At 73.6% G+C, this 14,214-nt stretch carries 8 protein-coding genes; 1 reads left to right on the plus strand and 7 read right to left on the minus strand.

What is annotated here, in order from left to right:
• Positions 1-19: 19 nt before the first annotated feature.
• From QSK39_RS46700 to QSK39_RS46730, 7 genes are read right to left on the minus strand one after another with little or no spacing between them, the layout of a single operon-like run.
• Entirely contained in the window at positions 20-1,108 is a 1,089-nt protein-coding gene (locus tag QSK39_RS46700) for a 3-oxoacyl-ACP synthase III family protein (RefSeq protein WP_285484270.1), read from the minus strand.
• A complete protein-coding gene (locus QSK39_RS46705) occupies positions 1,089-2,537 on the minus strand; it encodes a M28 family peptidase (RefSeq protein WP_285484271.1) in 1,449 nt (482 codons plus the stop codon). Before QSK39_RS46705 ends, QSK39_RS46700 begins: the two co-directional genes overlap by 20 nt.
• Positions 2,534-7,903, minus strand: coding sequence for a condensation domain-containing protein (locus QSK39_RS46710; RefSeq protein ID WP_285484272.1), 5,370 nt, complete (start codon positions 7,901-7,903; stop codon positions 2,534-2,536). Before QSK39_RS46710 ends, QSK39_RS46705 begins: the two co-directional genes overlap by 4 nt.
• Positions 7,900-9,129 carry an MFS transporter gene (locus tag QSK39_RS46715; RefSeq protein ID WP_285484273.1) on the minus strand — a complete coding sequence of 410 codons (1,230 nt, stop codon included), beginning with the start codon at positions 9,127-9,129 and terminating at the stop codon, positions 7,900-7,902. Before QSK39_RS46715 ends, QSK39_RS46710 begins: the two co-directional genes overlap by 4 nt.
• Positions 9,126-9,893, minus strand: coding sequence for a thioesterase II family protein (locus QSK39_RS46720; protein ID WP_285484274.1), 768 nt, complete (start codon positions 9,891-9,893; stop codon positions 9,126-9,128). The genes QSK39_RS46715 and QSK39_RS46720 overlap by 4 nt, the downstream gene beginning before the upstream one ends.
• Before the next feature lie 41 nt (positions 9,894-9,934).
• Positions 9,935-11,122, minus strand: a complete 1,188-nt coding sequence (locus tag QSK39_RS46725) for a cytochrome P450 (protein ID WP_285484275.1) — start codon at positions 11,120-11,122, stop codon at positions 9,935-9,937.
• 41 nt (positions 11,123-11,163) lie between these two features.
• Positions 11,164-12,912 carry a non-ribosomal peptide synthetase gene (locus QSK39_RS46730; RefSeq protein ID WP_285484276.1) on the minus strand — a complete coding sequence of 583 codons (1,749 nt, stop codon included), beginning with the start codon at positions 12,910-12,912 and terminating at the stop codon, positions 11,164-11,166.
• Between the two features lie 513 nt (positions 12,913-13,425).
• On the opposite strand from QSK39_RS46730, the gene QSK39_RS46735 reads away from it, so the two are divergent.
• On the plus strand, positions 13,426-14,196 hold the full coding sequence (locus tag QSK39_RS46735) for a hypothetical protein (protein WP_285484277.1): 771 nt from the start codon (positions 13,426-13,428) through the stop codon (positions 14,194-14,196).
• Positions 14,197-14,214: the final 18 nt, after the last annotated feature.

Consider the following 14,214-nt stretch of genomic DNA (forward strand, 5'->3'; position numbering starts at 1 on the left):
TCCTCGCTCGGGAACGGGTTCAGATCCGCAGCAGCGTGCACGCCCAGTGCATGCCGCTGCCCGTGCTCAGCAGGGCGACCACGTCGCCGGGGACGAGCTCCCCGCCGGACAGCAGCCGCTCCAGGCTGATCAGCTGGTCCGCCGGGCCGCAGTGGCCGTGCGCCAGGGCCTGCTCGAAGTTGGTGCGGTCGAGCGGGACCCCCAGCTCCTTGGCCAGCGCTTCGAAGGCGGGCAGCGTGTCGTGCAGGTAGAGCACACGTTCCAGCGCGCCGACCGGGATCCCGGCGCGGTCGCAGGCCCGCTGGAGCACCTCGCGGGTCCGCGCGCCGAGCGCGTCGGCGAAGGCCAGTGCGGCCCGGCCGTCGCCGTCGAAGAACCGGTCCATGCGCTCGGCCATCGGCGCGAGGCCCACCGGGTCCGTCCCGGTGAACGGCGCGGCCGCGCCGCCCGCCTCCATCCGCATGAAGCCGGCGTACCGGCCGTCGCTGATCGTCTCGGTCACCAGCCACCGGCCGTCCGGGTGGTCGCGGCGCAGCACCGCCGCGGCCGCGCCGTCCGAGCCGAGCGACGCTCCCGTTTCGACGCGGTCCCAGTAGGGCTCGACGATCCGGTTCGCCGCCGCGACCAGCGCGGTGCGGTAGCCGGGGTGGGTGGCGAACCGCCCGGCCACGGTGTCGAAGGCGGTCACCCCGCCACCGCAGGCCTGGGTCAGCAGCACGGCTTCGGCGCGGTCCGCGCCGAGCCGGTGCTGCACCGCCGCGGCGGGGTCCCAGTACAGGTACTCGGCGATGTCCGTGATGGCCAGGACGACGAGGTCCACCTCCGCGGCGGCCACGCCGGCCCGCCGGAGCGCGGCCTCGCCCGCCTGGACGGCCAGGTCCGTCAGGCCCACCCCGGGTTCGGCGCGGTGCAGCCGCCGGTACCCCCAGTTCCGCAGCTTGGCGCCGTCGGCGCCGGGCAGGCCGGCGGGGTCGCCGGGGGTGCCCAGCGCCTGGCCGAGCGCGACGATCCCCAGCCCCGGAAGTCCGTTGCCGGCCGGGATGCCGGGCCCCGCGGACGTGCCGGGGCCCGGGTCTCCCGGCGAGGGCTCAGCCCACGCCGTTGACATCGGCGGTGCTCACCGCGAACCGGCCGATCGCCCACGCCATCGAGCGGCCGTTCTGGTCGAAGATGGTCTTGTTGACGTTGTCCAGGGTGTCGCACGCCTGGTGGTAGCAGTGGTCGAGCATCTCCCCTTCGGTGCCGCCGAAGAGCTTCACCCACTCCGCGGACTTGATCGTGTCGGCACCGGCGTTCACCCCGCCGGCGGCGATGCCGGCGTTGACGAACGCGCTGTGGTCGGACCGGCCGTCGAGCTGCAGCCCGACCGTCGGCAGGTTCCGGTCGGCGAAGAAACCGTTCACCAGCCGCGAAATCTGCTCGGACCCGGCGGGTGCGGGCCCGGTCGCGGTCTGTCCGTTGTAGACCTGGCGGGCGAAGTTCGGGGACCCGATCATCTCGAGGTTCAGGTACAACGCGGTCTGGCTGCGCTGCTGCGTGGTCAGCTGGTCGACGTAGTACTGCGAGCCCGCGAGCCCCTTCTCCTCGGCCGACCACCAGGCGAACCGGACCCGGTTGCGCACCTCGGCCGCGTGCGGGGCCAGGCGCAGCGCGGTCTCCAGCAGCATCGCCGCCGCCGCGCCGTTGTCGTTGATCCCCGGCGCGGTGTCGACGCTGTCGAGGTGCGCGCCCATCACGACGGTGTTGTCCGCGCGGCCGGTCGGCGTGTCCGCGATGAGGTTGTACGTGGTGGTGGTGATCCCGCCGCCGCGCAGGTCGATGTGCAGCGTCACCGGCGCGGCCGCAACGTCCGCCACGAGCTGCTCGGCTTCGCCGCGGGGCAGGGTGGCGGTGGGGATGCGGGCGTCCTCCGGCGGCACCATGCGGTAGCGCAGGTTGAGGTCCGGGTTGGGCGAGTCGGCGTTCATCAGCATCGCCGACGCGCCCGCCGCCGCGGCCACGAGCTGCTTCTGGGTGATGAAGCAGTCGCCGACGCGGACCAGGACGATCTTGCCCCGGACGTCGGTGCCGGCGTAGTCGTCCGCCGTGCAGCCGGTGTCCTTTCCGGACGGAACGGCCGCCGTCGCGGTGAGCCCGCCGTCCGGGGTGGACACCGTGAACCGGGCGATCTGCGGGTGCAGCGTCCGGGACTGCGGTGCGGTCTCCGCGGCCGTCTCGGCGTCGATCCGGTAGTCGGGGAAGCTGAACTGCTGGCGCTGGACCACGTACCCGGCGCGCTTCAGCGTCTTGGTCAGGTAGTCCGCCGAGGCCTCGTACCCCGGGGACCCGGAGACCCGGTGCCCGCCGTTGGCCGCGGTGAGGTCGGCCAGTGTGGCCAGGTGGTGCCACGCGTTCGCGCCGGTCACCTCCTCGGCCATCCGGTCGGCCAGTGACCGGCCCCCGGCCCCCGCAGGACTCGCCGCGCTCGCCGCAGCGAGCGAAAGCAGGGTCGCCGCGGCCGTCAGGACGACCAGTGGCTTGCTCGGTGTTCTCTTCACGGGTTTTCGACTCCTTCGTTTTCTCCGGACGGGGACAGGCGCTCGAGCGCCGCCCCGAAGTGCTCGGCGAGCTGCCGGACCGAGTCCTCGGCCAGCAGGTCGCCGCTGTAGCGCCACCGCACGCGGAGGCGGTCGCCGGCCACGCTCGGGTAGACCTCCAGGCCGCAGGGGCGGGGCATGTCGTGCGGACGGTCCCGGCCGACGAGGTCGGTGCGCACGGCACCGAGCGTCGCGGCCGGATCGTCCCGGCCCGTCGCGAGGAACGCCGGGGCGCCCCAGAACGAGAAGAGCAGGGCCGGTGCGGGAATCGCAGCCAGCCGGCCACGGACTCCCGGGTCGGGGTGCAGCCGCAGCGCGGGCTCGAAGTCGAAGCCGCCGCGCGGCACCGAACGCAGCTCCGCCGCGACCGCGGCCGTGTGGGCCCCGGCCGGGCGGCGGCCGGGCAGGCTCAGCGCGAAGGGGTGGGTCGCGTTGAAGTAGCCGACGGTCCGCCCGAGGTCGACGTCGCCCGCGAGGTCCTCCCGGCCGTGCCCGACCAGCTGGATCGCGACCTCGCCGCCGCGCACGCCGAGCCAGTGCTGCAGCGCGGTGCCGAGCCCGGCCAGCAGCTGCTCGTACCGCGTGACGCCGGCGGTGACCGCGGCGAGCGGGTACTCGCTGTCCAGCTCCCGGGTCGTCGCTTCGACGCCGAAACCGCCGGCCGGCAAGGGACTCAGCTGCGCGCTCCACGACCGGTCCAGCCAGTAGCCGGCGTCCAGCCGGTCCGGCTCCTCCCGGACCGTGCGGGCCAGCCGCCGCGTCCAGCTCAGGAAGTCCGGGCCCGGCGGCGGCAGCGGCCGGCCGTCGAGCAGTGCCGCCAGCTCCTCGGACAGGACGTTCCACGAGTACAGGTCCACCATCGCGTGGTGGACGGCGAGCACGAGGTCGTCCGGGCCGTCACCGCCCCTGCGGAACACGCCCGCGCGGCAGACCGGCCCGTCGGCGAGGCTCAGCGTCTCGTGCAGCCCGGTCGCGAGGTCGTCCACCGCGGCCGTCCACCGCTCCGGCGGGACGTCGCGCAGGGCGAACTCGGTCGCCGACGGCGGTTCCGGCGCCACGGTCTGCACCCAGCCGTCCCCGTCCGGGCGCAGCCGCGCGCGGAGCACGGGATGGCGCTCGGCGAGCGTTTCCAGCGCCCGGTCCAGCTCGTCCGTGCCGACCGAGCGCCGGAGGGCGTAGCCGACGCCGTGGTTCCAGTAGTCGGGCCGGGGCACCTGCCGGGCGAGGAACTCCAGCTGAGCCGGCGACGCACCGACGTCGGAGTCGTCCTCCTCGCTGATGTGCTCCGCGGCCGGCTCGGGGTCCAATTCCGTGGTGACCCGCGCGATGGCTTCGATCGTCCGGTGGTCGAGGATGTGCTTGGGCCGCAGGGAAAGCCCGGCCTCCGCCGCGGCGGAGGCCAGCGCGATCGCCGTCATCGAGTCCCCGCCCGCTTCGAGGAAGTCGTCGAGGACCCCGATGCGGCCGAACCGCTCGCCCCAGAGGGCAACGAGCCGCTCCTCCATCGGTGTGCGCGGCGGCACGTGGCCCGGCCGGCCCACGACGGGCTGCGGCTCGGTGCGCGCGACCGCCGTCCCGGCGACGGCTTCGATGAGGAACCCGGCGTCCTCGGCCACGACCCGGCCGAGGAGCCCGAGGTAGCTGTCGAGCCACTCGCGGGCGGTGGCGGCTGTGAAGGAGCCGGTGTCGTACTGCAGGCGGCCGCGCAGCTCGTCGCCGTACTCCAGCAGCACGAGCCCGACCGGGAACGCCTGCCCGCCCTGGCCGACGTCGAGCAGTTCGACGGCCGGGCCGTCCGCGCCCAGCCGCGTCAGCGGTGCGACGTCGGTGGAGAGGCTGAACATCGTGGCGGCCAGCGGGTCGGCCGAGCCCGGGCGGGCGATCCGCCGCAGCCGGTCGGTGGGCAGCCCCTGGTGCCCGACGGCCCGCAGCGACGCCGTCCGGACCGCGTCGACCAGGGCGCTGAACGGCTCTTCCGGCCGGACCAGCACCCGCACCACCAGCGTGGTCGCGTAGTTGCCGACCACCGGCTCGTCCTCCGGCCGTCGGCCGGCGGCCGGGACCGCGACGCACACGTCCGGGTCACCGGTGAGCTGCCACAGCAGCACCGCCCAGGCGGCGAGCAGCACCATGTTCGGCGTCCGGCGCGAGCGCCGGGACAGCTCCCGCAGCCCGGCGGCCAGGTCCGGGGCCAGCCCGAAGGCGACCTCGTCGTGGCCGGTGCCGGTGGCGGACGCGTCGGCCGGGAGCGGGACGTACCGGCTGCCGGCCAGGTAGTCCTGCCAGAACCGGGCCAGGTCCGTCCCTTCCGGACTGTCCAAAGTGGAGCACTGATCGGTGACGTGCGCGAAGTAGTGCCGGTCGGGAGCTGTTCGCGTGCCGGCCAGGTCGTCGAACAGCAGCCGCCACGACCAGCCGTCGACGAACAGGTGGTGGAACGTCAACAGCAGGACATCCCGGGTCCGGTCGGCGAACCGGGCCCGCACGACTTCGTAGCGGCCGGGCTCGGCGTACGGCGACAACGGCACGGCGACGAGGCTGCGCAGCCCGCGCAGCAACGCCTGGCGCGCTTCGGGCTCGCCCTCGGCGAACGCGGTCAGGTCCAGTTCGGTGAGAACCGGGCGCACCGGTCCCGCGGGCGCGATCACCTGCTCGGGCGTGCCGTCGCGGCCGTCCTCGAGGAACGCCCGCACCATCGGATGCCGGGCGGCGAGGCCGGTGAGCAGGGCGCTCAGCGCGGGCAGATCGGCATCGGCCGCGAGCAGGAGCGCCGCGGGCAGGTGGTAGGTGGCCGCTTCCGGCTCGAGCCGGTACCCGGCCCAGATCGCGAGCTGCTCGCCCGACAACGGGCTCCGCTCGGCAACGACCGGAACCGCGGCCGGCTCGGGAGCGGCGTGGTCGAGCACCGCGACATCGGTGCCGAAACCCGCGGCCAGCTCGGGCAGGGACTGGTCCGCCTGCTCGCCGACCGCCGCCGCGAACGAAGCGAGGTCGGCGTGGTCGAACAGGTCGAGCACCTCGACGTCGGTGCCGAACCGCTCGTTGATCCGGGCCACCAGCTGCGTGCCGTTGAGGGAGTTGCCGCCGACGTCGAAGAAGTCGTCGTCGAGACCCAGCTCGGGTTCCTTGAGCACTTCCCGCGCGAACCCGAGCACCACCGCCGCAACATCGTCGTCCTCGGATTGCTCGGCCGGAACCGGCTCTGCAACTGAAAGCGCTTCCCCAGGCGGCGCGAGCACGGGCCAGCAGTGCTCTTCAGCGAGCGGAGCCAACGGCAACCGGAGCCGCCGGCGCGGATGCCGCCCGCGCAGGCCTCGCCAGTCGAGGTCGTGACCGGCCAGGTAGAGCACGCGCACGGCGTCGAGCAGGCCGGCCGCCGCCGGTCCGGGCAGCGCAGCGGACAGCGCGCTGCCGGGGGCGAGGTCGAGGACGCACGGGGCGTCGAGTCCGGCCAAGGCCCGCTCGAGCGCCGCCCGGTCCGGCAAAGCAGGCGCCGAATCCGCCCTCAACGCGTCGGCCGTCGACTGCGCACCCCGCAGCACACGGGCGGCAGCCGCGCCGATCCCGTGCGCCAGCACCAAAGCCGGACGCACCCCCGCCCCGGTCAGCACGCGGTGCGCGCCGAGCAGCCAGACCAGCCCGCGCTGGGCCGACGTCCACTCCGTCTCGGGGACGGCAGCCGAGGCCTCCGCGACGACGTCGGCGAACCCGGCGAACTCCGCGACCGCCGCCCGAAGCCGGCGGGCCGGCACGTCAGACGGCTCGCCGAGGACCACGACGACGGGCCGCACCCGGCTCTCCGCCTCGTGCACCGGCCAGGCCGCGGCGAGCTGGTCCATCAGGTCCTTGACATCGGACGTCACCCAGGCCGACCGGTACCCGAAATGCTCGCGCCCGGTCCCAAGAACCTCAGCCGCGGCAGCCAGGTCGAAGCCGGACACGTCCTCGGCGATCCGGTCGCGCAGCGCGCCGGCCGCTTGCCGCAGGCCGTCGGCGGTGCGGGCCGAAAGCACGACCAGTTGCTCGTCGGCCGTCTCGCTCGACGGGCTCGCCACCGCGGGCCCTTCCTCGACGATCACGTGCACGTTCGTGCCACTGAGGCCGAACCCGCTGATCCCCGCGCACCGGGGCCCGCCGTCGTTCGGCCAGGGTTCACGACCCGCGGCGATCCGGACCGGTGCCTCCGGCAGCAGTGGGTTCGGCGCCGCGAAGTGCGCGGTCGGGAAGATCTCGCCCGCGCGGAACTGGGCGAGGATCCGCACGAGGCCCGCGAAGCCGGCCATGCAGCCGAGGTGCCCGAAGGACCCCTTCACCGACGACACCACCGGCGTTCCCCGGCCGTACGGGGCGAACGCGGCCGCGAGCCCTTCGATCTCGATCGGGTCGCCGATCTTCGTGCCGGTCCCGTGCGCTTCCACGTAGCCGATCTCCGCCGGCGTCCGCGCCGCGTCCCGCAGTGCGGCCGCGACGACCTCGGCCTGCGCGGCCGGGCTCGGCACGGTCAGCCCGGTGCTGCGGCGCGCGTCCTGGTTCACCGCGCTGCCCCGCACCACCGCGTGCACGGTGTCGCCGTCGGCAAGTGCGGCGTCGAGCCGCTTGAGGACCACGAACCCGCCGCCCTCGCCGTAGGCCGTCCCATCGGCGGCACGGTCGAACGGGCGGCAGCGGTCCGACGCGGACAGCACGCCGAGCCCGTCGGCACCCGGAGTGCGCCGCGGCAGCTCGCCCAGGACGAGTTCGTAGCCGCCGACGAGCGCGACGTCGCTTTCTCCCCGGACCAGCTTCCAGCGTGCCTCGTGCAACGCGGTGAGGAACGACGAACACGACGTGTCGAGCACCTGCGCCGCACCGCGCAGGTCGAGGTGGTAGGCGATGCGGCCGGCCGCGTAGGCGTGCAGGCTGCCAGTGGCGGCCGGGCCGGTGGCGCGCGCTTCCGGCGTCAGCAGGTCCGCGAGGCTGGGGTGCGGTCCGCCGTAGCCGCCGACGAGCACCGCGGCGTTCGTCCCGGCGAGTTCGCCCGGCGCGTACCCGGCGTCGCCGACCGCGGCCACGGCCAGCTGCAGCATGCGCCGCTGCCGCGGGTCGATCAGCTCCGCTTCGGCGCGCGAAAGGCCGAAATAACGGTGGTCGAACTCCGTGACGTCGTCGACCCAGCCGCCTTCCCGGTCGGTTTCCGACGTGGTGACGCCTGTGCGCTCGGCCCGGCGCGCCGGCAGCGGCCGCATCGCGTCGCGACCGGCGGCGAGCACCTCGGTCAAGGTTTCCCAGTCGGCGCAGCCCGGAAGGTCGAAGGCGACGCCGATCACCGCTACAGCCGTGCTTGTCATGCCTGTCCCCCGTTCGAAGGAGTGCCGGTGATGGAGCGCACCTCCGGGACCGCGATGATCGCCAGGTTCACCACGGCGACCAGCGCGGCCATCGCGATCAGCGGTGCGGCGACGCCGGTGAGCGCGGCGATCGGGGCCGCGATCGCGAGCCCGAGCGGCCGCGCCGCGAAGGAGAGCAACGCGTCGTACGAATCCGCCCTCGCCAAGGCGGTGGGCGGGAAGTGCCGTTGCATGGTGGTCTGCCAGACCGTGTTCAGGGTGCCGATGCCGAGCATGCCGATCCCGTAGGCGACCGCCTCGACCCACGGCGCCAGCGGCACCGCGAACGCGAGCAGCGGCAACGCGAACAGGGCCCCGCACACCGACGTCGCGACCAGCGGCCGGCCGAACCGCAGCCGTGGCGCGGCCAGCGCGCCCACCACCAGGCCGGCCATCCCGGCCTGGTAGATGACCACCCAGCTCACCTCGCCGCCGAGCGAGCGCACGGCGATCAGCGGGCCGAGCGTCATGAGCACACCCGCGGCCAGGTTCGACACGCCGTGTCCCACCAGGTTCGTCCAGAACCACGACCGGATCCGCACCTCGCGCCAGCCGTCGGCCAGCTCGCGGAAGAACGACGTCCCCCGCGCGGCCGGGTCCGGCCGTTCGGTGCGCACGCCGCCGAGGGTGGCGGCGGCCGCGGCGAACAGCGCCGCGGTCGCCACGAACGACCAGCCCGCGCCGACGGTGACCACCAGGACGCCCGCGATCCCCGGCCCGGCGACCAGCGCGATCCCGCGGGCGACACCGAGGTGGCCGTTCGCGGCCAGCCGGGCGTCCCCCGGCACGACCGCCGACACCAGGGGCGACATCGTGGGCGTGCCGAACGCGATGCCGACGCCGGTCACCGCCGAAAGCACGACCAGGTCGGTGATCCGGACGAACCCCAGCAGCAGCTCGATCCCGATGCCCAGCTGGGCGACGCCGCGCAGCAGGTCGGCGGCGAACGCCACCCGCTGCGCCGGGAACCGGTCCGCCAGCACGCCGCCGACGGGCAGCAACACGAGCTGCGGCACCAGCTCCGCGGCCAGCACCAGCCCGAGGTCCCCCGCGTTGCCGGTCGCGTCGAGCACGGCGAGCGTCAACGCGGTCGGCACCAGGGCGGTCGCCAGGAACGACAGGCTCCGGCCGGTCAGCAGCCGGCGGAAGCCGGGAAGCCGGAAGACGGGGACGGCCACTCGGGTCACCGGGACACCGTCGCCCCGAACGGCTCGGCCAGCCGCTCTTGCAGCTGCGGCGGCGCGTTCAGGAAGTCGTAGTGACCGCCTTCGACGACCGGAAAGTCGACGCGGTCGGCGTAGTGGCTCCAGCCCCGCAGCTCCTCCTGGGTCACCTCCGGGTCCTCCGACCAGTGCAGCACGGTGATCGCGAACGGTACGGTGCGCTCCGGCACCGGGCGCCGGTAGTCGCGGTTCGCCGCCAGGTCCTCGCGCAGGATCGCCAAGCCGAGCTCGACCAGCGGCGGGTACACCTCCCCGCCGCGGCTCAACGTCAGGAATTCGATTTCCTTGCGAAGCTCGTCGTCGCCGAGGTCGAGGAACCGGTCGTGCGGGCAGTCGTGCGGGGCGACCTGAGCGGAGACGAACAGCGTCTCCGGCACCGGATCGCCGCGGTCGGCGAGCAGCGCGGCCGTCTCGAAGGCCGGCAGCGCGCCGGCGCAGTGCCCGAAGAACGCGAACGGCCGGTCGAGGTGCGGCAGCAGCGCCTCGGCCAGCGAGGCGGCCAGCTCCGCGTAGGTGCCGTAGTGCCCTTCGCGGATGCGGTTCTCCCGGCCGGGCAGCTGGATCGGGCACACCTCGACGTCGCCGATCGAGCGGGGCCAGCCGTTGAACATCGACGCGCCCACGCCGGAGTACGGGAAGCAGAAGAGCCGCGCGGCCGACGTGGCGGCGGGGGTGCGCAGGAGCCAGCGGCCGGGTTTGCCGGCTGCGGTGGCGGCGTTCGAGCTCACGACGGGGTGTCCTCCGGGTTCGGCGGGGTTCGGTGGTCTGGTCACCTGGTGCGGACGGGAAGGCTGGTGAGGCCCGCGATGAACACCGAGGCCAGGTGCCGCGGTGCCCCGGTCACCTCGATGGTGCGGAACCGCCGGAAGAACTCGGTGAAGAGGATCCGGAAGGTCAGGCGCGCCAGTGTGGCACCGAGGCAGTAGTGCGGCCCGTGCCCGAAGGCGATGTGCCGGTTCTCCGTGCGGGTCACGTCGAACCGGTAGGGATCGGCGAACACGGACTCGTCCCGGTTCGCCGAGCCGATCCAGACCGCGACGGCCTCGCCCGCCTCGACCCGGCCGCCGCTCAGCTCGGTGTCGGCGACCGCGTACCGGAGGAAGCTGTTCGCCGCCGACGTCCAGCGGAGCCCTTCCTCGACGAGCTGCGGGACCAGGCCCGGGTCGTCGAGCACGCGCCGGAGCTGGGCGTCGTGCTCGGCGAGCGCGAGGAGCGTTCCCGAGACTGTGTGCGGCGTCGTCGCGTTCGCGCCGAGCAGGATGCTGTAGCAGTTGTAGACGACCTCTTCGTCGGTGAGCGGCGCGCCGCCCGCCGTCATGGTCATCAGGTGGCCGATCAGGTCGGCCCGCGCCGGGTCGTCGTCCCGGCGGAGCTTGACCTGCGCGCCGAAGTACTCGAACAGCTGGTGGTGCGCGATCGCGAGGGTCGCGCCACTGCTGCGGATCCGGAACCGGCTGTCGTCCGGCGCGGCCGCCATCGCCGTCCAGCGCACGAGCTCGTCCCAGTCGTCTTCGGGGATGCCGAGCAGCGACCCGGCCACCGTCATCGGCAGCGCGTAGGCCCGCTCGGCGACGTCCCATTCGCCGCCGTCGAGCGCCGGCTCCAGGAACCGCAGCACGGCGCGGCGGATCCGATCGTCCCACGCGGCGAGCGTGCGGGCCGACAGCCGGGCGTTGAGCGGGCGGCGCAGTTCGCCGTGGCGCGGCGGGTCGCTCGAGACCAGCATGTGCCCGGCGGAGGTGTCGTCGACCCCGAGCTGGGTCAGCACGCTGCCCCGCTCCGACGTGAACGCGCGGTGGTCACCGAGCACCCGGCAGGCGTCGTGGAAGCGGGTGACCGACCGGAAGGACCGGCCGTCCGGCAGGACCTGGCGGTGCAACGGGGCCCTCGCGCGCATCTCCGCCCACACCGGGTGCGGGTCGCCTTCGGCGAAGAAGGCGGCGTCGAAAAGATCCACAGTGGACAGATTGACGGCAGCGACCGGACCGGCACTGATCCTCATGCCGAGAGCGCTTTCTCGATGACCTGCGCAAGACCGGCCGGGGTCGGCTCGAGGTAGAAGTCCATCGGCGAGACCTCGACGCCGAACCGGCCGGCGAGCTCGCCGATGACCCGCACGCCGAGCAGCGAGTGGCCGCCGAGCTCGAAGAAGTCGTCGTCGGCGCCGATGCCGTCGATGCCGAGGTGGTCGGTCCACACCGTCGCCACGGCGTCCGCCACCTCGCCGTCGGGTGCCCGGTACTCGGCACTCAGCTCCGGCCGGTCCGAGGACGTTTCGCGCGCCAGCGCGGCCCGGTCGACCTTGCCGTTCGCCGTCAGCGGCAGCTCGTCCGCCAGCCGGATGCGAGCGGGCAGGGCGTAGGCGGGCAGGACGTCACCGAGCTGCCTTCGGATGTCCAAAGTGGACAACCGAGTGCCGGGCGTGGCGACGACCCAGGCCACGAGCCTGCTCCCGGCCTCGACGACGGCGACCGCGTCGGCGACACCGGGCACCTCGGCCAGCGCGGCTTCGACCGCACCGAGCTCGATCCGGAAGCCCCGGATCTTGACCTGCTGGTCGGCCCGGCCGTGGTAGAGCAGGACACCGTCCGGCCGGCGCTCGACGAGGTCACCGGTGCGGTACATCCGCTGCCCCGGCACCCCGCTCACGGTGTCGGGCAGGAAGCGTTCGGCCGTCAGCTCGGGGCTCCCCCAGTACCCGTGGGCGAGGCCGGCACCCGTGGCGTACAGCTCGCCGATCGTCCCGTCCGGCACCGGGGCGAGGTGCTCGTCGAGCACGTGCACGCCGGTGCCGCGGATCGGCCGCCCGATGGGCACCGAGTCGTGCGGCGGCTCGGTCACCCGGTGGCAGCAGGTGAAGGTGGTGTTTTCGGTGGGCCCGTAGCCGTTGACCACGGCGGTTCCCGGGAGCGCCGCCAGCGCCCGCCGCACGTGGGCCGGGGACAGCACGTCGCCGCCGGCGATGAGGTAGCGCAGGCCGCGCAGGTCGTCCAGCCCCGTTTCGACGGCCTGGTGGAACAGCCCCGCGGTCAGCCACAGCACGGTGACCCCGTGCCGCCCGGCGAACTTCGTCAGCTCGGTGATCGAGAGGTCGTGCGCGGGGGCGAGCACGAGGCGGGCGCCGTTGAGCAGCGGGCCCCAGATCTCCAGCGTCGAAGCGTCGAACGCGGCGGGGGCGAAGTGCAGGAAGACGTCGTCGGCGCCGATCGGCAGGAAGTCCGTGTCCACGACCAGCCGGCAGACGGCCCGGTGCGGCACGCACACGCCCTTCGGGGCGCCCGTCGAACCCGAGGTGTACGCGAGGTAGGCGACGTCTTCGGCGTGCACGCCGGGGCCGCGAAAGCCGAGGTCGGGGTGCTCGACGTCCGAGCGAACGGCCCGCACGCCCGCGACCGCCCGGTCGTCCGGGACGAGGAGCACCTCGGCGCCGGCGTCCCGGAGGACGAGTTCCCGGTGCCGCGCCGGATACCGCGAGTCCAGCGCGAGATAGGCACCGCCGGCTTTCAGAACCGAAAGCAAAGCGACGACGGTGGCGATTCCACGACCGGCTTCGACGGCCACGACGTCCCCGGGCCGCACCCCACCGGCGACCAATGCCGAGGCCAGCCGATCGGACCGGTCGTCGAGAGCGGCATACGTGAGTTCCCGTTCTCCGTCCGTGAGCGCGATCCGATCCCCCGAAAGCAACACGACTTCGGCGAATCGAGCAACAATAGTGGTGGAATGCTCGATAAAGACGTCACTCATTGCACTCCTTTCAGCCCGACCGGCGAAGGCACCATTCATCCGGGCGCGAGATGTCTCACGGTGCTGGAATCAGAGCAAAACCCCAGTTCAGAGCGACTGCTCCCGCGGCGTGGCAAGCTCTGCGCCACATCCGCGGGCTCCCCAGAGCCCTGCTGGGACTTCGCGAAAGCTTCGATGAACCCCCGGAGTTCGTTGTCTTCGCAAGACTAGCGGAAAATTGCCCACCAAGACTAGTCCGACCGTGTGACTGCGCCGCCCTACGGTCCGTCATGTGGCACCGCGGTCAAGGTCGTCACTTCCATAAAAGGGGAAAGCGCGAGTTCGGGGGCCAATGGAAACAGAATTCATCGGAATTGGAGCGCTATCACCGATGCCGATTCCCGGCAACCCCTAAAGAAACCGGGCTCGGCCGGCCCCCGGCCCGGCCCGGCCCGCCGAGCCGGGGCCAGGGAGCCTCGGAACCAGGGGAAACTACTCAGGCGCCGGCACCCCGGCGCCGATAACCTCGGCACGGTGAGGATTTCACGCATTGCCGTGCCGCTCGGTTGCGCCGCCGTGGTCGCGTCCTTCTGGCTCGTTCCCTCGGTCGAGGGCGACGCCGAGACGGACCGGCAGTCGACCACGCTGGCCGACGCGATCGGCTACCCGCGCCAAGCCGACGCCGCCGGGTTCGCCCGCGCCGCGCTGGCCACGCCGCTGGGGCGCAGCGAGAGCTTCGGCGTCCTGGAGGCCACCGACCTGCCGCACGACGACCCCCGGGACCCGATGGCCCGCCTGGTCTGGCGGATCCACCACGAGACACCGGACACGGACTGGAACGTCGGCCCGGACACCTTCGACGCCTGCTACCGCGTCGAGTTCGACTACTACGGGACGTCGTCGGGACCGTCGCGGATCACGTGCCCGGCGAACGCCGCCCCGATCACCCCGCAGCCGGTGCCGAGGCGGGACATCCCGCCCGAGTTCGCCCCGGCGCTCGAGGCCGTCCTGGGGCACTTGCCGCCCACGGCCGGCCTCCCGGAGGTCCGCGCGGCGCTGACCACCGGGATGCCCGCGCCCCCGGTGGACCCCGAGACCCACCTGGCCGGAATCCCACCGGAGGTCCTCGTCCAGGTCCGGGGACCCGACGTCGGCGTGGCCCTGTTCGCCCGGACGGGCGTCGAGGACACGGACTGCATGATGGGCCGCCGGGTCGCGGGCGTGGTGCGGGTGTGGTCCCTCAGCGCGCGAGACCAGCGGATGGAGCGTCCGTGCAGCGCCGAAGCGGCTCTGGCCGCTCCCTAAAAGCGCCCACGGCTGCCT

The sequence above is a fragment of the Amycolatopsis sp. NBRC 101858 genome, from assembly GCF_030269325.1.
GTDB lineage: Bacteria > Actinomycetota > Actinomycetes > Mycobacteriales > Pseudonocardiaceae > Amycolatopsis > Amycolatopsis ponsaeliensis.